The 23,028-nt window shown below is 53.7% G+C and carries 22 protein-coding genes; 14 read left to right on the forward strand and 8 right to left on the reverse strand.

Going from position 1 to position 23,028, the window contains the following annotated elements:
• Window positions 1–140: 140 nt before the first annotated feature.
• The gene (locus tag INF86_RS13730) at window positions 141–593 is read left to right on the forward strand and encodes a DUF4385 domain-containing protein (protein WP_032622345.1); all 453 of its coding nucleotides are present in this window, start codon (window positions 141–143) and stop codon (window positions 591–593) included.
• Between the two features lie 151 nt (window positions 594–744).
• Complete coding sequence (locus INF86_RS13735; protein ID WP_193543614.1) at window positions 745–2,052, forward strand: MFS transporter; 1,308 nt, start codon at window positions 745–747, stop codon at window positions 2,050–2,052.
• Here INF86_RS13735 and INF86_RS13740 read toward each other — a convergent pair.
• The 5 genes from INF86_RS13740 to trxC form a co-directional block, all read right to left on the reverse strand.
• Window positions 2,049–2,372 carry a YfiM family lipoprotein gene (locus INF86_RS13740; protein ID WP_022649053.1) on the reverse strand — a complete coding sequence of 108 codons (324 nt, stop codon included), beginning with the start codon at window positions 2,370–2,372 and terminating at the stop codon, window positions 2,049–2,051. The genes INF86_RS13735 and INF86_RS13740 overlap by 4 nt on opposite strands.
• A 46-nt stretch (window positions 2,373–2,418) precedes the next feature.
• Entirely contained in the window at window positions 2,419–3,774 is a 1,356-nt protein-coding gene (pssA, locus tag INF86_RS13745; protein ID WP_023306731.1) for a CDP-diacylglycerol--serine O-phosphatidyltransferase, read from the reverse strand.
• 109 nt (window positions 3,775–3,883) lie between these two features.
• Complete coding sequence (gene pat, locus INF86_RS13750) at window positions 3,884–6,547, reverse strand: protein lysine acetyltransferase (RefSeq protein ID WP_063849974.1); 2,664 nt, start codon at window positions 6,545–6,547, stop codon at window positions 3,884–3,886.
• 35 nt (window positions 6,548–6,582) lie between these two features.
• Window positions 6,583–7,281: a tRNA-uridine aminocarboxypropyltransferase gene (gene tapT / locus INF86_RS13755; protein WP_193543615.1), complete on the reverse strand. Its 699-nt coding sequence runs from the start codon at window positions 7,279–7,281 to the stop codon at window positions 6,583–6,585.
• A 70-nt stretch (window positions 7,282–7,351) separates the two neighbouring features.
• Entirely contained in the window at window positions 7,352–7,771 is a 420-nt protein-coding gene (trxC, locus tag INF86_RS13760) for a thioredoxin TrxC (RefSeq protein WP_003860733.1), read from the reverse strand.
• A 204-nt stretch (window positions 7,772–7,975) separates the two neighbouring features.
• Here trxC and INF86_RS13765 point away from each other — a divergent pair, with 204 nt between their 5' ends.
• Entirely contained in the window at window positions 7,976–9,061 is a 1,086-nt protein-coding gene (locus tag INF86_RS13765; protein WP_023300740.1) for a tRNA/rRNA methyltransferase, read from the forward strand.
• A 39-nt stretch (window positions 9,062–9,100) separates the two neighbouring features.
• Here INF86_RS13765 and ung read toward each other — a convergent pair whose 3' ends face one another.
• On the reverse strand, window positions 9,101–9,790 hold the full coding sequence (gene ung, locus INF86_RS13770; RefSeq protein WP_003860729.1) for a uracil-DNA glycosylase: 690 nt from the start codon (window positions 9,788–9,790) through the stop codon (window positions 9,101–9,103).
• Between the two features lie 314 nt (window positions 9,791–10,104).
• On the opposite strand from ung, the gene grcA reads away from it, so the two are divergent.
• Entirely contained in the window at window positions 10,105–10,488 is a 384-nt protein-coding gene (gene grcA / locus INF86_RS13775) for an autonomous glycyl radical cofactor GrcA (protein WP_022649048.1), read from the forward strand.
• A gap of 52 nt (window positions 10,489–10,540) precedes the next feature.
• On the opposite strand, the gene srmB is transcribed toward grcA, so the two are convergent.
• Window positions 10,541–11,869: an ATP-dependent RNA helicase SrmB gene (srmB, locus tag INF86_RS13780; protein WP_022649047.1), complete on the reverse strand. Its 1,329-nt coding sequence runs from the start codon at window positions 11,867–11,869 to the stop codon at window positions 10,541–10,543.
• A 132-nt stretch (window positions 11,870–12,001) separates the two neighbouring features.
• On the opposite strand from srmB, the gene INF86_RS13785 reads away from it, so the two are divergent.
• Window positions 12,002–12,739, forward strand: a complete 738-nt coding sequence (locus tag INF86_RS13785; RefSeq protein WP_022649046.1) for a tRNA1(Val) (adenine(37)-N6)-methyltransferase — start codon at window positions 12,002–12,004, stop codon at window positions 12,737–12,739.
• Here INF86_RS13785 and nadB read toward each other — a convergent pair.
• Window positions 12,724–14,343, reverse strand: a complete 1,620-nt coding sequence (gene nadB / locus INF86_RS13790; RefSeq protein WP_193543616.1) for an L-aspartate oxidase — start codon at window positions 14,341–14,343, stop codon at window positions 12,724–12,726. The two genes, INF86_RS13785 and nadB, sit on opposite strands and share 16 nt — an antisense overlap.
• 425 nt (window positions 14,344–14,768) lie before the next feature.
• On the opposite strand from nadB, the gene rpoE reads away from it, so the two are divergent.
• The 9 genes from rpoE (at window position 14,769) to recO (ending at window position 22,964) form a co-directional block, all read left to right on the forward strand.
• Window positions 14,769–15,344: an RNA polymerase sigma factor RpoE gene (rpoE, locus tag INF86_RS13795; RefSeq protein WP_006176728.1), complete on the forward strand. Its 576-nt coding sequence runs from the start codon at window positions 14,769–14,771 to the stop codon at window positions 15,342–15,344.
• Window positions 15,345–15,375: 31 nt separating this feature from the next.
• Complete coding sequence (gene rseA / locus INF86_RS13800) at window positions 15,376–16,026, forward strand: anti-sigma-E factor RseA (protein WP_022649044.1); 651 nt, start codon at window positions 15,376–15,378, stop codon at window positions 16,024–16,026.
• Complete coding sequence (gene rseB, locus INF86_RS13805; protein ID WP_022649043.1) at window positions 16,026–16,979, forward strand: sigma-E factor regulatory protein RseB; 954 nt, start codon at window positions 16,026–16,028, stop codon at window positions 16,977–16,979. The genes rseA and rseB overlap by 1 nt, the downstream gene beginning before the upstream one ends.
• The gene (gene rseC / locus INF86_RS13810; protein WP_022649042.1) at window positions 16,976–17,452 is read left to right on the forward strand and encodes a SoxR-reducing system protein RseC; all 477 of its coding nucleotides are present in this window, start codon (window positions 16,976–16,978) and stop codon (window positions 17,450–17,452) included. The genes rseB and rseC overlap by 4 nt, the downstream gene beginning before the upstream one ends.
• A 185-nt stretch (window positions 17,453–17,637) precedes the next feature.
• The gene (lepA, locus tag INF86_RS13815) at window positions 17,638–19,443 is read left to right on the forward strand and encodes a translation elongation factor 4 (RefSeq protein ID WP_022649041.1); all 1,806 of its coding nucleotides are present in this window, start codon (window positions 17,638–17,640) and stop codon (window positions 19,441–19,443) included.
• Between the two features lie 15 nt (window positions 19,444–19,458).
• Window positions 19,459–20,433: a signal peptidase I gene (gene lepB, locus INF86_RS13820; protein ID WP_022649040.1), complete on the forward strand. Its 975-nt coding sequence runs from the start codon at window positions 19,459–19,461 to the stop codon at window positions 20,431–20,433.
• A gap of 223 nt (window positions 20,434–20,656) precedes the next feature.
• Window positions 20,657–21,337 carry a ribonuclease III gene (rnc, locus tag INF86_RS13825; protein WP_023300736.1) on the forward strand — a complete coding sequence of 227 codons (681 nt, stop codon included), beginning with the start codon at window positions 20,657–20,659 and terminating at the stop codon, window positions 21,335–21,337.
• Window positions 21,334–22,239 (forward strand): GTPase Era, encoded by a 906-nt coding sequence (gene era / locus INF86_RS13830; protein WP_022649038.1) that lies wholly within the window; start codon window positions 21,334–21,336, stop codon window positions 22,237–22,239. Before rnc ends, era begins: the two co-directional genes overlap by 4 nt.
• A gap of 17 nt (window positions 22,240–22,256) precedes the next feature.
• On the forward strand, window positions 22,257–22,964 hold the full coding sequence (gene recO, locus INF86_RS13835) for a DNA repair protein RecO (RefSeq protein WP_015572142.1): 708 nt from the start codon (window positions 22,257–22,259) through the stop codon (window positions 22,962–22,964).
• Window positions 22,965–23,028 lie beyond the last annotated feature (64 nt).

Genomic DNA, 23,028 nt, shown 5'->3' on the forward strand with positions numbered 1-23,028 from the left:
AACTGCCAGGCATCAATCAGGAAGAACCCCGTACCGGAAGGTGCGGGGTTTTTTGCTTTGTGCGCGGAAAAACATGCCGGATGGCGGCTTCCCCTTATCCGGCCTACAATTGTTAAAACGATTTTAACAATGGTGCCGCTTTGACTCGTCCTTTTGATTACCAACAAGATTTTGCAAATATAAATTTTCGCGAACATCCCGAACGGTATCAGGTTGGCCGGGGTGAGCAGGGCGTATTGATGGTCGAGCCTTATAAAAGCGAAATCCTTCCACACTGGCGTTTTAAAAATTCTGAAGTCGCAGCGCGTTCGGCACAAGAGATATACGCTCTATTTGAAGAGTACCGCAGTAAAAACGATTTTGTAGGCATGGATATGGCGCGTAAATTCATACAAATGGGCTATACCCGCGCCCGGCGATACGCGAATCATAAGGGCGGTAAAAAGTATGATGCGGAACGACAAGTCAAACCCCTCGATCACGATCCAGTAAAAGCAGAAGCAGCCGCAGTCTTCAAAAAGTGGTGGGATAAAATTCGTGCAGACGAAGATTACTTGCAGCGAAAAAAGGCCCACCAGCAGTCCTGGGGATAATTACTGCGTCCGCTAATAATTAGATAGCTGATCGACTTCACAAAACGCAATGAAACATATCGGAAACATTTTATTTACCTAACGATTCGTTTTAAATCCGGTTTTACTGTTTGTGGGCAAAGGCCCGCAATGTGAGACAGGGGATATTAAAATGACAGAAACCGTAGCCAGTGCAGATACGGATAACACCAATTTGGCAGGTAAGGATACTCGCCGTCGGGTTTGGGCAATCGTTGGGGCCTCATCAGGAAACCTTGTAGAGTGGTTTGACTTTTACGTCTATTCATTTTGTTCACTCTACTTTGCGCATATCTTTTTCCCGTCAGGGAACACCACAACTCAGCTTTTGCAAACCGCAGGCGTTTTTGCCGCCGGGTTCCTGATGCGCCCTATCGGTGGTTGGCTATTCGGCAGGATCGCGGACAGGAAAGGGCGCAAGACATCCATGCTCATCTCTGTATGCATGATGTGCGTCGGCTCGCTGGTGATTGCCTGCCTGCCCGGTTATGAGACTATCGGAACATGGGCACCGGCGTTGTTGTTGCTGGCACGTCTGTTCCAGGGGCTATCGGTCGGTGGCGAATATGGCACCAGTGCGACATACATGAGCGAAGTGGCGGTTGAAGGGCGCAAAGGTTTCTATGCATCATTCCAGTATGTAACCCTCATTGGCGGACAGCTACTGGCGTTACTGGTTGTGGTGATCCTGCAACAAATCCTTAGCGATGAAGATTTGCGCGCCTGGGGCTGGCGCATCCCGTTTGCTATGGGCGCTGCCCTGGCGGTTGTCGCCCTGTGGCTACGCCGTCAGCTTGATGAAACCTCCCGACAGGAGGTCAGGGCGCTGAAAGAGGCGGGCTCGATGAAAGGGCTTTGGCGTAACCGCAAAGCATTTTTGATGGTATTAGGCTTTACCGCCGCAGGCTCGCTAAGCTTCTATACCTTCACCACCTATATGCAAAAATATCTGGTCAACACTACGGGCATGCATGCAAACGTTGCGAGTGTCGTCATGACGGTAGCGTTACTGGTCTTTATGCTCATCCAGCCGATTGTCGGCGCGCTGTCGGACAAAATTGGTCGCCGTACCTCCATGCTGATCTTTGGCGGCATGCTCACCCTGGGTACCGTTCCGCTTTTGACGGCGCTACAGCATACAACCTCTCCGTATGCCGCTTTCGCTTTAATCATGGTGGCGCTCATTATTATCAGTTTTTACACGGCAATCAGTGGCATTTTGAAAGCGGAAATGTTTCCCGCACAGGTGAGGGCGCTGGGCGTAGGCCTCTCTTATGCGGTTGCAAACGCCCTGTTCGGCGGTTCGGCAGAGTATGTCGCGTTATCCCTTAAGTCATGGGGCAGTGAAACGACCTTCTTCTGGTATGTCACCGTTATGGGGGCGCTGGCGTTTATTGTCTCGCTGATGCTGCATCGCAAAGGAAAAGGTATCCGCCTTTAATAATGCGCCATCTGCCAGACGGCGTAGCCGGTTGTTGCCCCGGCTACGTCCCAGGCAAAATCTTTCCAGCTCCAGCCACTTCCCGAGGGGCGGCTATCCCAAAGTTCTTTTGATGCCCCCAGGCTGATGGAGAACATCAGGCCTATTGTGGCACTTCGATCCCTGCTATAACCCTGGTGCAGCGCATACTCATTACCCGCAGCGGACATCATTGCCGACGCCAGAAAGTGCTGAGCTTTATCCTGACCCGACCAGTTATCATTAGCCATATGGCTGCAACCTGTCAGCAAAAGAGGGATTATCAGGCAAGGCGTACGCATTAACAGGCTCCATAAAAAAAGCCCCGTCGATGACAGGGCTCGTGTATTACAGAATGCGGCTGATGAGGCGATCGATACGGATCCGACGTAGACGGCGAATCAGCTTGCGAACTTTCACCGGGTAATCAGCGATGCTTTGCAGATCGCGATAATGACGAACCACTGTGGTATGCGTGCGTATAAGCTCCAGCTCACGATCGCGTTTCGCGGCTAACGCATGCTGAGGATCGTGAATAAGAATGGCGTTTTCCAAATCCAGACGCCAGGCGCGTGGGTTCAGGTTATTACCGGTCAGCAGCATCCACTCGTCATCAACCCACATTCCTTTGAGATGATAACTGTTATCTTCATCTTTCCAGAGGCGCACGACGAGCTGGTCCGTGTTCACATAGTACTGTAAACGGCTCAGAAAGCGGCGCAGGTTAATCTCATAGAGATAAGGCAGTGCGCCGATGATCTTGAAAGGCTGATCTTCCGGAATGAAAAAGTCGTTTGCCGTTTTATCCCCGACAATGATTTCCACCTTTTTACCATCACGCAGCAACTGAATGATATTACGCACCAGAACGGCGGGAAGGTTGAAGTAAGGGGTGCAGATGGTGAGCTTATGCTCCGCGCACGGCATCAAATGGAAGATAGTCTTGTTCAGGAGGCTGGATTTACCCAAGCCTACCAGAGGCGTAACGGACAGTTCTTCATTATTGGCATCACCCTGGAAACGATAAACCGCATCGCGCAGCTCCTGGCGGAAGGAGCGAACGTCGTTTTTGATTTCCGGGCTTTTCGGGCGATGAGGATCGTCAAGACGATGCACACCCCGGCCATGAACCAGGTTTTTATCAACCCAGTTGAACATGATGTCGGTCATCTGCGGATTACGGATAAGATGGTAGCGATCGTAACGGTATTTATCGAGCTGATGGAGATACACATCATTCAGACTGGCGCCGCTATAAAGGACGCTGTCATCAATGATAAATCCTTTAAAATGAAGAACGCCAAGCGCTTCACGGGTATTCACCGGTACGCCATATACCGGGATATCAATACCCGGATTTTCCTGGGCCATGCGGCAATACCAGTCAGCATTGGTATTCGAGGCAGCCGCACCAATACGGCCACGCTGAGCACGGTGCCAGTCAACCAGCACGCGAACATCCAGTTCCGGACGCTGACGTTTCGCTTCATAGAGCGCGTTCAGGATCGCACGCCCACCTTCATCTTGTTCAAGATAGAGCGCCACAATGCAAATACGTCGCGTAGCGCTGGCAATCTTTTCAAGAAGCGTCTCCCGGAAATGAGCGGGAGCATAAAAGAACTCTACATCATCAACTGACTGAGAAATCTTCGGTAGTTGAGCAAGGTGTTGTTGATGTTTATTACGCTTAAATTTTGACAACATCACAGTGCGTTTCTTCTCTGTTCATTGAAGGGTTGTCTGTACCAGGCAAACAACATAAGCGGACAATGATACCCCAGTGCCGGGAAAAGTGGGTAACATTTCCAGCAGCTTACTCTTGTTTATCCGTCGAAGTCAGGCTGAGGGACAAAGAGACAATGCCTTCATCCAGCTGGATATCAACGTCAAAACCGAGCTTCCGCGCCAGGGTCACCATACCCCGATTATTTGGCATAGTAATGCCATTGAGCCGTGACAATCCGTGATCGCGCGTATAACCAATGAGTTTTTCGAGCAGCCGTCTGCCCAAACCCAAACCTTTAAGATCGGAACGCACCAGTACGGCAAACTCCGCATCCACGTTATCCGGGTCGGAAATGGCACGCGTCACGCCGAGGATCTCTTCTCCCTCTGCGGAACGGCGGACCGCCACAATCGCCATTTCTCGATCGTAGTCGATCTGGGTCATATTGGCTAAATCGTCGTGGGTAAATTCATTAATTTCGCTGAAATAGCGATAGTACAAATCTTCTTTCGTCACCTGCGAGATGAACGCTCGCAGCAGCGGCTCGTCTTCCGGCAGGATAGGGCGAAACAGTGCCCGCTCTCCATTTTTCATCTCCACCCACTCTTCCAGATGGAGAGGATAAGGACGAATGGCGAGACGGCTTTCCCGGTCACCGACAAATGGCGCAATTTCCAGCGTCACGTCGAGGGCAGTGAATTCATTTCCGGAAGCGAGGAGCGGGTGGATGTCCAGGCGCTGGATCTCCGCACAGTCAACAATGAGGTTGGAGACCTTCACCAGAAACTGGCTTAACCCGGCGATATCAAGCGGCCTCAGAGCGCTTCTACCGCGGATTTTTTTACTTTTGATGGCCTGAATAACCAAATAACGCGCCAGGTTCATGTTTAGAGGTGGAAGCGCGACAGCCGCTTGTTCTTCTGGCCGCCATTCAACGCCGCCTTCACCCAGCATAATGAGTGGACCAAAAACCGGATCGTGTTCGACGACCACGCGCAGCTCCTGCGCACCTGCTCGGTTAGCCATGCTCTGCACCAGCAGGCCGTGGATCCGGGCCTGTGGCCACGTCATTTTAACGCGATCGATAATGGCATCCGCGGCCTGTTGTACTTCTGTCGCGGTGCGCAGATACAGCATGACGCCCTGAACATCCGATTTGTGCGGAATATCGGGGGAGCGCAGCTTCAGCGCGACCGGATAGCCAATCTGCTCAGCGATATGTACCGCCTCAGCGCTGTCACCGGCAATCCAGGTCGGCAGTGTTTGCATCCCATAGCTGCCAAGAATGGGTTGCACTTCATGCGTATCAAGCGAAGTGGCGCCCTCTTCGATGGCCTGTTGCAATAAACTGTGTACGTCCACCGAATTTGCTGTGAGGTTGCCCGGTAGGGCAGGCGTTTCACGCAGCTGCTTCTGGTTGCGGCGGTACTCAACCATATGCATAAACGCGGTTATGGTGCCCTCTGGCGTACGGTAGGTTGGCAACCCGGCTTCACTAAACAGACGTCGCGCTTCCTGCGAGGAGAACTCGCCGCACCAGTTGGTCAGCAGGGTGACGTATTTGCCGCGCGGATGGTTTCGGACAGCCTCAATCAGCGTTCGTGCACTTTCGCTGCCTGGCGCAACCGCGCTGGGCGAATGGATAATCATCAGCGCATCAAAGTCCTGGCTATCCAGCAAAATCGTGATCGCCTTAATGTAACGATCGCTGCTGGCATCATCGCGCAAATCGAGGGGATTATCGGGAACAACGCTTCCCGGTAACGCGTCCCGCAGGCGCTGGAGCGTCTCTTCACCCAGCGTGGCCAGCTTGCCGTTGCGTAGCCAGAGCTCGTCCAGCGCCAGGGCGGCGGGAGCGGCTCCGTTGCTGACAATCATCAGCTTTTCACCGCGCAGGGGACGCATGTGGCTCAACGTTTCGACGGCGGAAAAAAGCTCGTGCGTATCCTGTACCCGCAGTAAACCGGCGCGCTGGATCGCTGCATCCCATGCGGGATCCATCCCGGAATGGGAATGCAGCAGGCGCTGAGCCGCGGGGCTGCGCCCGCTTTTGATGACCAGAATCGGTTTATTACGCGATGCGCTACGCGACGCCGACACAAAACGACGGGCGTCGCTCAGGTGTTCAAGGTAGAGCAGGATAGCGCTGGTTTTGCTGTCACGCGCCAGGAAATCCAGCAGCTCATCGACGTCAATGTCCAGGCTGTCGCCGAGGGCGATGAAATAGGAAAAGCCCATCTCACGCTGCTGCGCCCAGTCGAGGATGGTATTGGATACCGCTGCCGACTGTGAAATAAAGGCCAGTTTGCCTTTACGGATCGGAACCGGGGAAAAACTGGCATTCAGCCCTTGCCAGGGCGCAAGCAGACCGAGGCTATTTGGACCAAGAATGCGCATCTGGTAGCGGCTGGCGCAGGCCAGCAGTTCGGGCTGCTGTTCAGGAGGCGAGGAAAGAATAATGCAGGTTTTACAGCCTTTCTGACCGAGCGACTCAAGCAATTCGAGGTTTCGTTTCGCATGCGTACAGAGCACGGCGAGGTCGGGAACAAACGGTAAACTTTGCACGTCCGGCCATGCCAGCACCCCCTGTACCGCTTTATAAGCGGGCGTAACGGGCATGACCGGGCCGTTAAACCCGCCAGCCAGCAGGTTACGCATCATCAGATACCCTGCGCGGTCCGGTTTCATCGAGGCGCCAATAACGGCAATGGATTTCGGACGGAGTAGCGCTTCTAACCCTCTCTGGCTCATGCAGGCCTCCTGTGAATGCAAGCGACCTGATGATTTTAAACGCTTTCTGTCTCTGTTGCTGTGACGCTACCCTTATGAACGGTTTTTCCTGCCAGATAACGTTCGCGGAAGCAGGAGAAGTGGGAGCTTAATGCGCTGGCCGCCTGGGTATCGCCCGCCAGATCCAGTAGCGCAATGGCGACTTCAGCGGTGCAATATTGACCCTCGGCATGCGCTTCTCGTAAGCGATAGGCCGAAACGCGCGACAGATCGACGGAAATCACCGGCAGCGCATCAAGATAAGGGCTTTTGCGAAACATCTTTCTTGCTTCGGTCCAGGTGCCGTCGAGCATAATAAACAGCGGCGGCTTACCGGATGGTGGCGCCGTAAGCACCTGGCGTTGTTCGCCTGCATATGATGCCGGGAAAACGACCATGGGCTGATAGTCCGGGTTTGCCACCAGGTCAAGCAGAGCCTGAGGTGGCTCAGTGCGCGACCACTGAAACGCTGCGGTATTGGGCAGAATATCGGCGATCAAACGCCCCGTGTTGCTGGGCTTCATCGGTTCGGTATCGAACATGACCAGACAAAAACGGCTTTTAGCCTCGCTCGGTGCAAGCGTTTCGCACAGACACACTTTCAGCGGTAAAAGGCAGCGCTGGCAGCGGCGAATACGATTGCCTCGGGCCAGAAAAGGGCGGGTTGCGCGCACAAGGCGCTCGGCGCGTAATTGAAGTACAGCGTTATCAGTCATGGGCGAAAAGGCAGGAAAAACCCCATTTTCGCAGAGGAGAGAACGGGGCACAAGATGTGCCCCGTGAATGTTACAGGGATTCGTTTAACCAGCTGTCGAAAGGCGCCTTCGGTACTGCACCATTGAGCATGTCGATCACTTCCCCATTTTTGAAAATCATAATGGTTGGAATGCTGCGAATGCGAAAACGGGCGCTGAGTTCACGTTCCGCTTCGGTATTCACTTTAACAAAACGCATTTTCCCGCTGCGCTCTTCAGCCACGTCTTCGAAGATGGGCGCAAAGTTACGGCAGGGGCCGCACCACGGTGCCCAGAAATCGACCACAACCGGCAGATCGTCCTTGAGGAGTTTGTCCAGCGTAGCACCCGTCGCGTTAATGACATCGCCATCAAATAATTCGTGGCCACAACGCCCGCATTTCGCACCGTCATCCATCCGATCGTCCGGAATGCGGTTTAAAGCCTGACAGTTGGCACATACGGTATTCATAACTAACCTCTGATAGAGCCGTGGAACAACGGCAGAACGCCGATAATGTTTCTGATATGTTACATATTATCAGTGAGCCTGTATAAATCGACAACGCGTTTTATTCAATGGGAACAATAGTCACAGGCTTTTGTACGAAATTATGGCTATGAGCTTGCACATCGGGTAATCTGCGCGCTTCGCGCAGCGCTGGTGGAGAAAAGCATGAACGACGAAATGAAAAACAAAAGCGGCAAGGTCAAAGTGATGTATGTCCGCAGTGATGATGACTCTGATAAACGCACCCAAAATCCGCGTACCGGAAAAGGTGGCGGGCGTCCGGCGTCTTCTCGTGCAGACGGTGGCCGTCGCCCCGCCCGCGATGACAGAAATAACCGCGGCGATGACCGCAAACGTGATGACCGTAAGCGTGACGATCGCAAACGCGATGATTTTGTCCGCGACGGTGGATCGCCATGGCGTACCGTTTCTCGCGCGCCCGGTGAAGAGGCGACCGAAAAAGCCGATCACGGCGGTATCAGCGGAAAAAGCTTTATCGATCCGGAAGTGCTGCGTCGTCAGCGTGCGGAAGAAACCCGTGTCTACGGTGAGAACGCCTGTCAGGCCCTGTTCCAGAGCCGCCCGGAGTGTATCGTTCGCGCATGGTTTATCCAGAGCGTGACCCCGCGCTTTAAAGAAGCGCTGCGCTGGATGGCGGCGAACCGTAAAGCCTACCACGTGGTTGACGATGCCGAGCTGACAAAAGCGTCCGGGACTGAACACCACGGCGGCGTCTGCTTCCTGATCAAAAAACGTAACGGCACCACCGTGCAGCAGTGGGTCAGCCAGGCGGATGCCGATGACTGTGTGCTGGCGCTGGAAGATGTGGGTAACCCGCATAACCTGGGCGCTATGATGCGTAGCTGCGCGCACTTTGGCGTGAAAGGCGTTCTGTTGCAGGATGCCGCGCTGCTGGAATCCGGTGCGGCAATCCGTACTGCGGAAGGCGGTGCTGAGCATGTTCAGCCGATCACCGGCGACAGCGTGCTGGAGGCACTTGAGCAATTCCGTAACGCGGGCTACACCATTGTCACCACCTCAAGCCGCGCCGCTACGCCGCTGTTTAAAGCGACGTTGCCGCGCAAAATGGTGCTGGTGTTAGGTCAGGAGCGCGATGGTCTGTCTGATGCGGCACTCTCCAGCGCTGACATGAGCGTTTCTATCGACGGCACTGGCAACGTTGAAAGCCTGAACGTATCCGTTGCGACCGGCGTGCTGCTGGCCGAATGGTGGCGTCAGAACAAGGCATAAGCCTTTTATGTGCCGGGCCTGACCCGGCACATTCAAACCCTACTCACTCTCTGCCGGTAACACAGGCATCCAGTCAATCGGCTTTTCGCCACGCTTTTCCAGCCACTCATTCGTCAGAACAAAATGGTTACTGCCAAAGAAACCGCGATGCGCAGACAGCGGCGACGGGTGCGGTGCTTTCAGTACGTGATGGCGCTGACGATCGATAATCGCCCCTTTCTTTTGGGCATGTGAACCCCAGAGTAAAAACACGACGCCTTCACGATGCTCATTGATCAGGCTGATAACCTTATCGGTAAAGGTTTCCCATCCCAGACTGGCGTGGGAGTGTGCCTGACCCGCCCGGACGGTTAATACGGTATTCAGCAACAGCACGCCCTGGCGCGCCCAGCTTTCCAGATAACCGTGATTAGGGCGGGTGAAACCCGGAATCGTTCCTTCCAGCTCTTTATACATATTCAGCAGAGAAGGGGGAATGGCCACGCCCGGACGCACGGAAAATGCCAGTCCGTGAGCCTGCCCGGGACCATGGTACGGATCCTGCCCCAGTATAACCACCTTCACGTCGCTCAGTTCGGTGTAGCGAAAGGCGTTAAATACATCTTTCTGCGGTGGATAAATTGTCTGGCCTGCCTGCCGTTCAGCCGCAACGGTACTGAGGGTATTAATAAAATAGGGCTGCTGCTTCTCTTCTGCCAGCACGTCATGCCAGGTTAAAGGTGTTGTCATCTCGCTCTCCTGCGAATTTCATTCTCTGCCTAGCTTACCTGCTAATGCCTGGTGAGCAAAATTACCCGCGGAAAAGCGGCTAAGTGTCTCAATTTATGTTGAAAACCAGGCAGGGTAAATTGAATTGGTAAATCATTAAAATTGATATAAAACAAAAAATTCAGACCACACTCTTTATGTGGTTAGTGGTTTTGTTGATTTAAATCAATAAATCACCCGGGTCTGAATGTTATATATACACACAACAAACAATGGTTTTACCAATTGGCCGCAAAAGGCCAGCATCAGTTAATGTAGCCTAAGGGAGGCAACACATGATTACAGGTATCCAGATTACTAAAGCTGCAAATGACGATCTGCTGAACTCTTTCTGGCTGCTGGACAGCGAGAAAAACGAAGCGCGCTGTGTAGTAGCGAAAGCAGGTTTTGCGGAAGACGAAATCGTTCCGGTGAGCAAACTGGGCGAAATTGAATACCGTGAAATTCCAATGCAAGTGCAACCAGAAGTGCGCGTGGAAGGTGGTCAGCACCTGAACGTTAACGTCCTGCGTCGTGAAACGCTGATGGATGCTGTTGAGAACCCAGAAAAATACCCGCAGCTGACCATCCGTGTGTCTGGCTATGCGGTGCGTTTCAACTCTCTGACTCCGGAACAGCAGCGCGACGTTATCGCCCGTACCTTTACTGAAAGCCTGTAAGGTATCAGCTTCGGGGGTGGAATAAAAAAGCCGGGAATGTCCCGGCTTTTTTTTACTCTTCAGTTTTTGTCTCTGGCGCAGCAGAACTTGGCTTACGGCGCTTACCAATATTTTTGGTATCGCGGTGGCGCTGCTTCACGCGCGGCTTCTCTTTTTCTTTCTCTTTTCTCTCAGCACGTTTCGCGAGCGCTTTCTTGGACGGTTTACCCGTCATTTTTTCACTTGGCGCACGTGTCGTCGGACGAAGTTCGTCAATCACACGAGCTTTTAGCGGCTCATCAACGTAGCGGCCAATTTTTTGGAGCAGCAGATGGTCGTGCGCTTCTACCAGAGAAATAGCAATCCCTTTGCGGCCCGCACGGCCGGTACGACCAATACGGTGCAGGTAAGTATCACCGCTGCGCGGCATATCAAAGTTGATCACATGGCTCACGTCCGGGATGTCGATCCCGCGCGCGGCAACGTCGGTTGCAACCAGCACATTCACGCGACCATCGGTCAGGCGCTTAATCCCTTCGGTACGCTTAACCTGTGCCATTTCACCTTCGAGATAGCAGTTGTTGATGCCAGCGTTGCGCAGCATTTCTGCCAGCTCATGCACGCGCTCGCGTTTACGTACGAAGACGATGGTACGGGTTGCTTCTTCCTGCTTCAGCAGATGTTTCAGCAACTCAACCTTATGCTCAAGGTTATCTGCGCGGTAGTACCACTGGTGGATCTTCTTACGCTCACGCGTCGATGGCGTAGCGGACACTTCCACCGGATCTTCCAGCAGACGTTCGGCGAAATCTTTAATGGCATCCCCTTCAAGGGTTGCCGAGAACAGCATTGTCTGGTTACGCCAGCGCGTTTCACCCGCGATGTGTTCGATATCCTGGGCAAAGCCCATGTCCAGCATGCGGTCAGCTTCATCGAGAATCAGCGTTTCCACCGCCCGGCAGTCGAAGTTCTCTTCTTTTATGTATTGCAGCAGACGGCCTGTCGTCGCGACAACGATATCCTGGTTTTCGCTGAACACTTCGGCGTGGTTCATATACGCTACGCCGCCGGTGATGGTCGCGATATCCAGATGGGTGTTCGCCGCCAGCTCACGCGCGTGTTCGGCAACCTGCATCGCCAGTTCACGGGTCGGGGTCAGGATCAAAATGCGCGGCGGCCCTGATTTTTTACGCGGAAAATCGAGCAAATGCTGCAACACAGGCAGCAAGTAGGCTGCTGTCTTCCCCGTGCCGGTTGGCGCAGAACCGAGCACATCGCGGCCCTCAAGCGCAGGCGGAATGGCCGCGGCCTGAATGGCGGTCGGGCGTGTAAAGCCTTTACTCTCAAGAGCATTGAGCAGGCTTTCATCGAGTTCAAGTTCGGAAAAAGTCGTTACAGTCATGTTCTACCTCTGTGTGGGGCGCTGATTATAGACGTTACGGCTGTAATCTTCATCTGTTTGTATGGATATCGCTTTTCGACCACTTCGCTTTCCCCTATGCTACTCCAGTTTCACACAGAAGGTTGCCCTGACATGTCTCAACTCAAAGCGCAGTTGCGCCGCGATGGTTTTACGTTTAAACAATTTTTTGTGGCGCACGATCGTTGTGCAATGAAAGTCGGTACAGACGGTATTTTACTGGGTGCATGGGCCCCTGTCGCAGGTGTAAAACGCATTCTGGATATTGGTACGGGCAGCGGACTTCAGGCGCTGATGCTGGCGCAGCGTACCGAAGAACACGTCACTATCGACGCCGTTGAGCTTGATCCTCAGGCGGCCCAGCAGGCAAGCGAAAACGCTGCCGATTCTCCGTGGGCAGAACGGATCAGGGTGGATTGTGCCGATGTCCTGACCTGGGCACCGGAGCAGACTGCGCGTTACGATTTGATCGTCAGCAATCCGCCGTATTTCACGCCAGGTGTGGAGTGTGGAACGCCGGAACGCGAGCAGGCACGTTACACCGGCTCGCTCGATCACAAGGCGCTACTGACCAGCGCGGCGGAACTCATCTCGGAAGAGGGATTTTTCTGCGTGGTCTTGCCCGAAAGCACGGGTAACACCTTCATTGAGATCGCTCGGGATATCGGCTGGAGTTTGCGTCTTCGTACCGATATTTCGGATACGGAAGGTCGCTTACCGCACCGTGTGTTGCTGGCGCTCTCGCCGAAAGAGGGGGAGTGCTTTACCGACAGGATGGTTATTCGCGGGCCAGACCAGCGTTATTCCGAAGATTACACTGCCCTGACCCAGGCCTTTTATCTGTTTATGTGAACCTGCGGCGTCAACACCGACGGGCCGGACGTTTCCAGCGGGTCGGGATAGTCCAGCGTATAATGCAGGCCACGACTCTCTTTGCGCATCATCGCACAGCGTATAATCAGCTCGGCAACCTGCACAAGGTTGCGCAGCTCCAGCAGATTATTGGAAACGCGGAAGTTGGCGTAATATTCATCAATTTCCTGCTGTAACATCATGATGCGGCGTAACGCGCGTTCCAGACGCTTCGTTGTGCGTACAATCCCGACATAATCCCACATGAGAAGCCGCAGCTCGTGCCAGTTATGCTGGATAACCACCAGTTCGTCCGGGTTCTCTACCCGACTTTCATCCCATGCTGGCAGGTGCGTTGTTGGACGTGCATAGGGCATGCGTTTGGTTATATCTTCCGCAGCCGACCACCCATACACAAGACACTCCAGCAATGAGTTTGATGCCATGCGATTCGCACCATGCAGGCCGGTGTAACTGACCTCGCCGATCGCATACAAACCATCCACGTCGGTACGACCATGATCGTCAACCATCACCCCGCCACAGGTATAGTGGGCGGCAGGCACAATCGGCACCGGATCGCGGGTTAAATCGATACCCAGACTCCGCAGCTTTTCATAAATCATCGGGAAGTGCTGGCGAATAAAGTCTGCCGGTTTATGGCTAATGTCCAGATACATACAGTCCACGCCAAGCCGCTTCATCTCGTGGTCAATGGCGCGGGCCACGATATCCCGCGGGGCAAGTTCACCTCGGGGGTCGAAGTCCGGCATAAACCTGGAACCGTCCGGTCGCTTGAGATACGCGCCTTCGCCGCGCAACGCTTCAGTTAACAGGAAGTTACGTGCCTGCGGGTGGAACAGGGCGGTAGGATGGAACTGATTAAACTCCATATTCGCTACGCGGCAGCCTGCGCGCCAGGCCATGGCGATACCGTCTCCGGAGGCGATATCCGGGTTAGTCGTGTACTGGTAAACCTTGGAGGCGCCGCCGGTCGCCAGCACAACGGCTTTAGCCTGGCAGGTTTCCACCTTCTCTTTATTCCGATTCCACACCCATGCGCCGACAACACGGCGCGTGCCGGGCAGGCCAATTTTATCGGAAATAATCAGGTCGACGGCGTTACTGCGCTCCAGCACCCGAATATTGGGATGGCTGAGGGCTTTGCTGACCAATGTGGTTTCAACCGCTTTTCCTGTTGCATCAGCAGCGTGCAGAATACGGCGATGGCTGTGCCCGCCTTCACGGGTCAGATGATAGCTCTCTTCACCATTAGGCTGAACCTGCGTATCAAACAGCACGCCCTGGTCGATAAGCCATTGCACGCAGTGGCGGGCATTGCTGGCGACAAACTCTGCGGCATGCTCATCCACGATCCCGGCACCGGCAATCAGAGTGTCTTCTACGTGTGAGGCAATGCTGTCCGTTTCATCAAACACGGCGGCAATACCGCCTTGTGCATAGAAGGTGGAACCTTCGCTCATCGGCCCTTTACTCAGCATGATTACGTTCTGATGTTCCGCCAGGCGCAGCGCGAGGGAGAGGCCAGCAGCACCGCTGCCGATAATCAGTACATCACAATGGAGTTCAAGCGTTGTATTCATGATGTTTGTTTAATTTACTAAACATGGTCTGGGCAGAATAGCATTGTGATGCGAGTTATCGCACGTTTTTTTTGAAGCGTGTTGCAATGACTAAACGGATGGCCGGAAGTTAAATCATCGCTAAATGACTGGAATTATTTTGCGAAGCAGATCGTTAGCTTCAGATTTTGTGGTGAAATAAAGCCTGTGTTGCGTTACTCTTCTGACGATAAAGTTAATGATTCTTGTCAGAAAGCGGGTGCGTATCGTGAACAGACTTATAATGAGAGAAAATGAACGGTCTGCGGCGCGATGAACAAAAACAAAGGCGTTACGGAACTTATTGAAGAACAGACGCTCTAATTCGGTGCTTGCTCAAAGTGCAATGTTGTTAGAGTGGCGTTTCGATAACGCGTGGAATTTGGTTTGGGGAGACATTACCTCGGATGAGCGAGCAGTTAACGGACCAGGTCCTGGTTGAACGGGTCCAGAAGGGAGATCAGAAAGCTTTTAACCTACTGGTGGTGCGCTACCAGCATAAGGTAGCGAGTCTGGTTTCCCGCTATGTACCGTCAGGCGATGTTCCTGATGTGGTACAAGAGTCTTTTATTAAGGCCTATCGCGCGCTGGATTCATTCCGGGGGGATAGTGCTTTTTATACCTGGCTGTATCGTATTGCAGTCAATACGGCTAAGAATTATTTGGTTGCTCAGGGGCGTCGTCCGCCTTCAAGTGATGTTGACGCTATCGATGCAGAAAACTTCGAAAGTGGCGGCGCGCTGAAAGAAATTTCGAACCCTGAGAACTTAATGTTGTCAGAAGAACTGAGACAAATCGTTTTTCGCACGATCGAGTCGCTCCCGGAAGATTTACGCATGGCAATTACGTTACGGGAGCTGGATGGCCTAAGCTATGAAGAGATAGCCGCCATCATGGATTGTCCGGTCGGCACGGTTCGTTCACGAATTTTCCGTGCGCGAGAAGCCATTGATAATAAAGTTCAACCGCTTATCAGGCGTTGACGATAGCGGGATACTGGAAAAGGTATTAGGCATGCAGAAAGAAAAACTTTCCGCTTTAATGGATGGTGAAATGCTGGATAGTGAGCTGCTCGATGAGTTGTCTCATTCTCCCGAAATGCAACAGACCTGGGAGAACTATCATCTTATCCGCGACACTCTGCGGGGTGATACCAGCGATGTTCTCCATTTCGATATCTCAGCACGCGTTATGGCGGCCATTGAGAACGAACCTGTTCATCAGACCACGCCGCTTATTCCTGAAGCGCAGCCTGCACCTCACCAATGGCAGAAAATGCCGTTCTGGCACAAGGTGCGTCCATGGGCCAGCCAGCTCACCCAGATGGGAGTCGCTGCGTGTGTATCGCTTGCAGTTATCGTTGGGGTCCAGCACTATAATACCCAGTCTGAAGCCAGTCAGCAGCCTGAAGCGCCAGTGTTCAATACGCTGCCGATGATGGGTAAAGCCAGTCCGGTTAGCCTGGGCGTACCGGCAGATGCCTCCGCAAGCGGCGGACAGCAACAGCAGGTACAGGAGCAGCGTCGTCGCATTAATGCGATGTTGCAGGATTACGAGTTGCAGCGTCGTCTGCACTCCGAGCAGCTTCAGTTTGAGCAGGCCCAAACCCAGCAGGCTGCTGTGCAGGTGCCAGGAAACCAAACTTTAGGAACGCAATCGCAGTAATGAAGCAACTTTGGTTCGCCATGTCTTTGATGGCGGGTAGCCTGTTCTTCTCTGCTAACGCCTCGGCTGATGTTTCATCCGGGGCGTTGTTGCAGCAAATGAATCTGGCCAGCCAGTCACTCAATTACGAGTTGGCATTTATTAGCATCAATAAGCAGGGTGTCGAATCGTTACGCTATCGCCACGCCCGCCTTGATAATCAGCCGCTCGCCCAGCTTTTACAGATGGATGGCCCGCGTCGGGAAGTGGTCCAGCGTGGGAACGAAATCAGCTATTTCGAGCCAGGCCTTGAGCCGTTTACGCTCAATGGTGACTACATCGTTGATTCCCTGCCATCGCTCATTTACACCGATTTTAAACGTCTCGCCCCCTACTATGATTTTATCTCAGTGGGGCGAACGCGTATTGCCGACAGGTTGTGCGAAGTGATCCGCGTAGTCGCGCGGGATGGGACACGTTACAGCTATATCGTCTGGATTGACGCAGAGACGAAGCTGCCGATGCGCGTTGATCTGCTCGATCGCGACGGTGAAACGCTGGAGCAGTTCCGCGTGATCTCCTTCGACGTGAACGGTCAGGTTGGCAACAGTATGCAGAATCTGGCCAAAGCCAGCCTGCCGCCTTTGCTTTCCGTACCTGCCGGCGATTCTGTCAATTTCAACTGGGTACCTTCCTGGATCCCGCAAGGATTCAGCGAAGTATCCAGCAGCCGTCGCCAGCTGCCGACTATCGAAACACCGGTTGAGTCGCGCCTCTATTCCGATGGGCTATTTAGCTTCTCGGTGAATATCAATCGCGCTACGGCGAACAGTTCCGAACAGATGCTCCGTACCGGTCGCCGGACGGTTAGCACGACGGTACGCGATAATGCGGAAATTACCATTGTTGGTGAATTACCGCCGCCAACAGCAAAACGTATTTCAGACAGCATTAAATTCAGGGCTGCGCAATGATTAAAGAGTGGGCGACGGTCGTATCCTGGCAGGATGGCGTAGCGCTTGTCAGCTGTGACGTTAAAGCATCATGCAGCAGCTGCGCTTCGCGAGCCGGTTGCGGCAGCCGCGTATTGAATAAGCTGGGGCCGCAAACGTCGCACACTATTGCTGTGTCGAGCGATCAGCCGCTGGTGGCAGGGCAAAAAGTGGAGCTCGGCATCGCTGAAGGCAGCCTGCTCACTTCCGCCATACTGGTTTACCTTTCTCCGCTCGCCGGACTTTTCGTGATGGGCGGGGTTTTCCAGATGCTGTTCGGCACAGATTTGGCCGCCATGTGCGGTGCCGCCTTGGGCGGTGTGGGCGGGTTCTGGCTTGCTAAAGGCGTTTCCCCAAGGCTTACCGCCCGGGAAGCCTGGCAGCCCGTCATTCTCAGCGTTGCACTGGCACCCGACCAACTTCGTGTTGAGACGCTCTCTTCTGAGGCCCGGTGATCTGCCGGGCTTTATTATTATTTACATCGCAATAAAGTAAACGCCGTCTCTTCGCGCTATACCTGACTCTAAGTGCATTTCCAGCAGACGAGGATGTAGTGTAGAATGCTGCGTTTTCGCACTGAAAAACGTCAGGCTAAGAACAGCGGCCTCCAGGAATTCGTAAGGCATAATTATTTAACTATATGAAGAACATACGTAACTTTTCGATCATTGCTCACATTGACCACGGTAAGTCGACGCTGTCTGACCGTATTATCCAGATTTGCGGTGGCCTGTCTGATCGTGAAATGGCAGCCCAGGTTCTGGACTCCATGGACCTGGAACGCGAACGCGGTATTACCATTAAAGCCCAGAGCGTGACGCTCGACTATAAGGCTTCCGATGGTGAAACCTACCAGCTGAACTTTATCGACACCCCAGGGCACGTTGACTTCTCTTATGAAGTGTCACGCTCGCTGGCGGCCTGCGAAGGCGCGCTGCTGGTGGTGGATGCCGGGCAGGGCGTAGAGGCCCAGACGCTGGCAAACTGCTATACCGCCATGGAAATGGATCTCGAAGTGGTGCCGGTTCTGAATAAAATCGACCTGCCAGCCGCCGATCCTGAGCGCGTAGCGGAAGAAATTGAAGACATCGTCGGTATCGATGCGACCGATGCAGTGCGCTGCTCGGCAAAAACCGGCGTAGGTGTTCCGGATGTACTGGAACGTCTGGTGCGTGACATTCCGCCGCCGGAAGGTGACCCGGATGCGCCGCTACAGGCGCTGATCATCGACTCCTGGTTTGATAACTACCTGGGCGTTGTCTCGCTGGTGCGTATTAAAAACGGCACCATGCGTAAAGGCGACAAAATCAAGGTCATGAGCACCGGGCAGGTCTACAACGCTGACCGCCTTGGCATCTTCACACCAAAACAGGTTGACCGTACCGAACTGAAATGCGGCGAAGTGGGTTGGCTGGTCTGTGCAATTAAAGACATCCTCGGCGCGCCAGTGGGCGATACCCTGACCGGCGCACGTAACCCGGCAGATAAAGCGCTGCCAGGCTTCAAAAAGGTGAAACCGCAGGTTTATGCGGGTCTGTTCCCGGTCAGCTCTGACGATTACGAAAACTTCCGCGATGCGCTCGGAAAGCTGAGCCTCAACGATGCTTCCCTGTTCTATGAGCCAGAAAGCTCAACGGCGCTGGGCTTCGGCTTCCGCTGTGGCTTCCTCGGTCTGCTGCACATGGAGATCATTCAGGAACGTCTGGAGCGTGAATACGATCTGGATCTGATCACCACCGCCCCGACGGTTGTCTACGAAGTAGAAACCACGTCGAAAGAGGTCATCTACGTCGACAGCCCTTCCAAGCTCCCGCCGCTGAATAATATTCAGGAACTGCGCGAGCCTATCGCAGAGTGTCACATGCTGCTGCCGCAGGAGTTCCTCGGCAACGTGATCACCCTGTGTATTGAGAAGCGTGGCGTGCAGACCAACATGGTGTACCACGGTAACCAGGTGGCGCTGACCTATGAAATTCCGATGGCGGAAGTGGTGCTCGACTTCTTCGACCGTCTGAAGTCTACCTCCCGTGGCTATGCGTCACTGGACTACAACTTCAAACGCTTCCAGGCCTCGAACATGGTTCGCGTGGACGTGCTGATCAACGGCGAGCGAGTTGATGCCCTGGCGCTGATCACCCACAACGATAACGCACCGTACCGTGGTCGTGAGCTGGTTGAGAAGATGAAAGAGCTGATCCCGCGTCAGCAGTTTGACATTGCGATTCAGGCGGCCATTGGTAACCACATCATTGCCCGTTCAACCGTGAAGCAGCTGCGTAAAAACGTTCTGGCTAAGTGCTACGGCGGCGACGTCAGCCGTAAGAAAAAGCTGTTGCAGAAGCAGAAAGAAGGTAAGAAGCGTATGAAGCAGGTCGGTAACGTTGAGCTGCCGCAGGAAGCATTCCTTGCCATCCTTCATGTTGGTAAAGACGGAAACGGTAAATAACCTTAAGGAGTTGGCATGGCGAACATGTTTGCCCTGATCCTGGTCATCGCTACCCTGGTAACAGGTCTGTTATGGTGCCTGGATAAGTTTATCTTCGCCCCAAAACGCCGTGAACGTCAGGCTGCCGCGCAGGCAGCCACGGGCGATACGCTGGACGCGAAAACCCTGAAAAAAGTCGGCCCAAAACCGGGCTGGCTGGAAACAGGGGCATCGGTCTTCCCGGTGCTGGCGATTGTGCTGGTGGTGCGTTCATTTATTTATGAACCGTTCCAGATCCCGTCAGGATCGATGATGCCAACGCTGCTGATCGGTGATTTCATTCTGGTTGAGAAGTTTGCCTATGGCATCAAAGATCCGATCTACCAGAAAACGCTGATCGAAACGGGTCATCCGAAACGTGGCGACATCGTGGTGTTTAAATATCCGGAAGATCCACGGCTGGATTATATTAAACGCGCGGTAGGTCTGCCGGGCGATAAAGTAACCTACGATCCGATAGCGAAGGAAGTGAGGATTCAGCCAGGCTGTAGCTCTGGAACTGCATGTGAAAATGCGCTGCCAGTCACTTACTCCAACGTTGAGCCAGGTGATTTTGTGCAGACCTTCGCCCGGCGTAATGGCGGTGAAGCGACCAGCGGATTCTTCCAGGTGCCAAAAGGTGAAACCAAAGAGAACGGTATTCGTCTGGTTGAACGCAAAGAGACGCTTGGCGATGTCACTCACCGCATTCTGACCGTGCCAATCGCACAGGACCAGCTAGCAATGTACTACCAGCAGCCAGGCCAGCAGCTGGCGACCTGGATTGTGCCGCCGGGACACTACTTCATGATGGGTGACAACCGCGATAACTCTGCGGACAGCCGTTACTGGGGCTTTGTGCCGGAAGCGAATCTGGTCGGTAAAGCAACCGCTATCTGGATGAGTTTCGAGAAGCAGGAAGGCGAGTGGCCGACCGGCGTTCGCCTGAATCGTATTGGCGGAATTCATTAATTTTCGTCAAAAATAACACGTAGCGGCTTTTATTCGCCGCTACGTGAATTATTTCAGCGATAAATCTCTTTGAACTAACGACATCCCCTGTCGTTGCGTATAGAATATTCCCCCGAAGTTTAAGGTTGGCCCTGCAAGGGTGCCACGGCACACGAAACCGCGTTGGTTTTCTCAGGTCGGTTTCGTGTGCTGCATTTTTGACGCATTCATTTATTGGTATCGCATGAACCCCATCGTAATTAATCGGCTTCAACGGAAGCTGGGCTACACTTTTCATCATCAGGAGTTGTTGCAACAGGCATTAACCCATCGCAGTGCCAGCAGCAAACATAATGAGCGTCTCGAGTTTTTAGGCGACTCTATTTTAAGTTTCGTGATTGCAAATGCGCTTTATCATCGTTTTCCGCGTGTGGATGAAGGTGATATGAGCCGCATGCGCGCCACGCTGGTGCGTGGCAACACCCTCGCTGAAATCGCACGCGAGTTTGAGCTGGGTGAGTGTCTGCGTCTGGGGCCGGGTGAGCTGAAAAGTGGTGGGTTCCGTCGTGAATCCATTCTTGCCGATACGGTCGAGGCTTTAATCGGTGGCGTGTTCCTGGACAGCGATATCCAGACCGTAGAAAAGATGATCCTGAACTGGTATCAGACCCGTCTGGACGAAATCAGCCCGGGCGATAAACAAAAAGATCCGAAAACGCGTCTGCAAGAATATTTGCAGGGTCGTCACCTCCCGCTGCCATCCTATCTGGTGGTGCAGGTACGTGGCGAAGCGCACGATCAGGAATTTACCATCCATTGCCAGGTCAGTGGCCTGAGTGAACCGGTGGTCGGCACGGGTTCAAGCCGTCGTAAGGCTGAACAGGCTGCCGCCGAACAGGCGTTAAAAATGCTGGAGCTGGAATGAGCGAAGAAAAAACGTATTGCGGATTTATTGCCATCGTCGGACGTCCGAACGTTGGTAAATCCACCCTGTTGAATAATCTGCTTGGACAGAAGATTTCCATTACCTCGCGTAAGGCGCAGACCACGCGTCACCGCATCGTCGGTATCCATACTGAAGGCGCTTATCAGGCGATCTACGTCGATACCCCGGGCCTGCACATGGAAGAGAAGCGTGCCATCAACCGTCTGATGAACAAGGCGGCGAGCAGCTCCATTGGCGATGTAGAGCTGGTGATTTTCGTTGTGGAAGGCACCCGCTGGACGCCAGACGACGAAATGGTCCTGAACAAGCTGCGTGACGGCAAAACGCCGGTGATCCTCGCGGTCAATAAAGTGGACAACGTGCAGGAAAAAGCCGATCTGCTGCCGCATCTGCAATGGCTGGGCAGCCAGATGAACTTCCTGGACATCGTCCCGCTGTCTGCGGAAACGGGTCTGAACGTCGATACCATCGCGGGCATCGTGCGTAAACATCTGCCGGAAGCGACTCATCACTTCCCGGAAGACTACATCACCGATCGCTCTCAGCGTTTTATGGCGTCTGAAATCATCCGTGAGAAGCTGATGCGTTTCCTGGGCGCTGAACTGCCGTACTCTGTGACGGTGGAGATCGAGCGTTTCCAGAGCAACGAGCGTGGCGGCTACGATATTAACGGTCTGATCCTCGTTGAGCGAGAAGGGCAGAAGAAGATGGTGATCGGCAATAAAGGTGCCAAGATCAAAACTATCGGAATCGAAGCCCGTAAAGACATGATGGACATGTTTGAAGCACCGGTTCACCTGGAACTGTGGGTGAAAGTGAAATCTGGCTGGGCCGATGATGAGCGTGCGCTGCGCAGCCTCGGTTACGGCGAAGATCAGTAACCTAAGACGACGAGCATATGGATGGATGGCAGCGCGCCTTTGTCCTGCATAGTCGTCCCTGGAGCGAAACCAGCCTGATGCTGGACGTCTTCACGGAAGAGTCCGGTCGCGTGCGCCTTGTTGCCAAAGGCGCACGTTCCAGACGTTCTAATCTGAAAGGTGCCTTGCAGCCTTTCACCCCGCTGCTGGTCCGCTTTGGCGGGCGAGGGGAAGTCAAAACCCTGCGCAGTGCTGAAGCCGTCTCCCTGGCGCTTCCTCTTTCTGGTATCACGCTCTACAGCGGTTTGTATGTCAACGAACTCATTTCACGGGTTCTTGAACATGAGACCCGCTTCTCTGAACTTTTCTTTGATTACCTGCACTGTATTCAGGCACTTGCTGGCGCAACCGGCACCCCTGAGCCTGTGCTGCGTCGTTTCGAACTGGCGCTGCTCGGGCACCTTGGTTACGGCGTTGATTTTCTGCACTGTGCAGGAAGCGGAGACGAGGTAGAAGACACCATGACCTATCGCTATCGTGAGGAAAAGGGCTTTATTGCCAGTGTCGTCGTCGATAACAGCACTTTTACCGGGCGCCAGCTCAGAGCACTGTATGAACGCGAGTTCCCGGACGCCGACACCCTGCGTGCGGCAAAACGCTTTACCCGAATCGCGCTCAAGCCGTATCTTGGGGGCAAACCTTTAAAGAGCCGCGAATTATTCAGGCAGTTTATGCCGAAACGCTAATGTTTTACCCCTCACCCCAGCCCTCTCCCGGAGGGAGAGGGAGAAGGTAAATGACCAAAAATAC

The sequence above is a fragment of the Enterobacter cloacae complex sp. I1M genome, assembly GCF_014982425.1.
GTDB classification, from domain to species: domain Bacteria; phylum Pseudomonadota; class Gammaproteobacteria; order Enterobacterales; family Enterobacteriaceae; genus Enterobacter; species Enterobacter intestinihominis.

Bases quoted from the DNA above. Each gene is read 5' to 3' on its own strand.
- INF86_RS13735 (WP_193543614.1), top strand. From the start codon at position 745: ATGACAGAAACCGTAGCCAGTGCAGATACGGATAACACCAATTTGGCA.
- INF86_RS13740 (WP_022649053.1), bottom strand. From the start codon at position 2,372: ATGCGTACGCCTTGCCTGATAATCCCTCTTTTGCTGACAGGTTGCAGC.
- pssA (WP_023306731.1), bottom strand. From the start codon at position 3,774: ATGTTGTCAAAATTTAAGCGTAATAAACATCAACAACACCTTGCTCAA.
- pat (WP_063849974.1), bottom strand. From the start codon at position 6,547: ATGAGCCAGAGAGGGTTAGAAGCGCTACTCCGTCCGAAATCCATTGCC.
- tapT (WP_193543615.1), bottom strand. From the start codon at position 7,281: ATGACTGATAACGCTGTACTTCAATTACGCGCCGAGCGCCTTGTGCGC.
- trxC (WP_003860733.1), bottom strand. From the start codon at position 7,771: ATGAATACCGTATGTGCCAACTGTCAGGCTTTAAACCGCATTCCGGAC.
- INF86_RS13765 (WP_023300740.1), top strand. From the start codon at position 7,976: ATGAACGACGAAATGAAAAACAAAAGCGGCAAGGTCAAAGTGATGTAT.
- ung (WP_003860729.1), bottom strand. From the start codon at position 9,790: ATGACAACACCTTTAACCTGGCATGACGTGCTGGCAGAAGAGAAGCAG.
- grcA (WP_022649048.1), top strand. From the start codon at position 10,105: ATGATTACAGGTATCCAGATTACTAAAGCTGCAAATGACGATCTGCTG.
- srmB (WP_022649047.1), bottom strand. From the start codon at position 11,869: ATGACTGTAACGACTTTTTCCGAACTTGAACTCGATGAAAGCCTGCTC.
- INF86_RS13785 (WP_022649046.1), top strand. From the start codon at position 12,002: ATGTCTCAACTCAAAGCGCAGTTGCGCCGCGATGGTTTTACGTTTAAA.
- nadB (WP_193543616.1), bottom strand. From the start codon at position 14,343: ATGAATACAACGCTTGAACTCCATTGTGATGTACTGATTATCGGCAGC.
- rpoE (WP_006176728.1), top strand. From the start codon at position 14,769: ATGAGCGAGCAGTTAACGGACCAGGTCCTGGTTGAACGGGTCCAGAAG.
- rseA (WP_022649044.1), top strand. From the start codon at position 15,376: ATGCAGAAAGAAAAACTTTCCGCTTTAATGGATGGTGAAATGCTGGAT.
- rseB (WP_022649043.1), top strand. From the start codon at position 16,026: ATGAAGCAACTTTGGTTCGCCATGTCTTTGATGGCGGGTAGCCTGTTC.
- rseC (WP_022649042.1), top strand. From the start codon at position 16,976: ATGATTAAAGAGTGGGCGACGGTCGTATCCTGGCAGGATGGCGTAGCG.
- lepA (WP_022649041.1), top strand. From the start codon at position 17,638: ATGAAGAACATACGTAACTTTTCGATCATTGCTCACATTGACCACGGT.
- lepB (WP_022649040.1), top strand. From the start codon at position 19,459: ATGGCGAACATGTTTGCCCTGATCCTGGTCATCGCTACCCTGGTAACA.
- rnc (WP_023300736.1), top strand. From the start codon at position 20,657: ATGAACCCCATCGTAATTAATCGGCTTCAACGGAAGCTGGGCTACACT.
- era (WP_022649038.1), top strand. From the start codon at position 21,334: ATGAGCGAAGAAAAAACGTATTGCGGATTTATTGCCATCGTCGGACGT.
- recO (WP_015572142.1), top strand. From the start codon at position 22,257: ATGGATGGATGGCAGCGCGCCTTTGTCCTGCATAGTCGTCCCTGGAGC.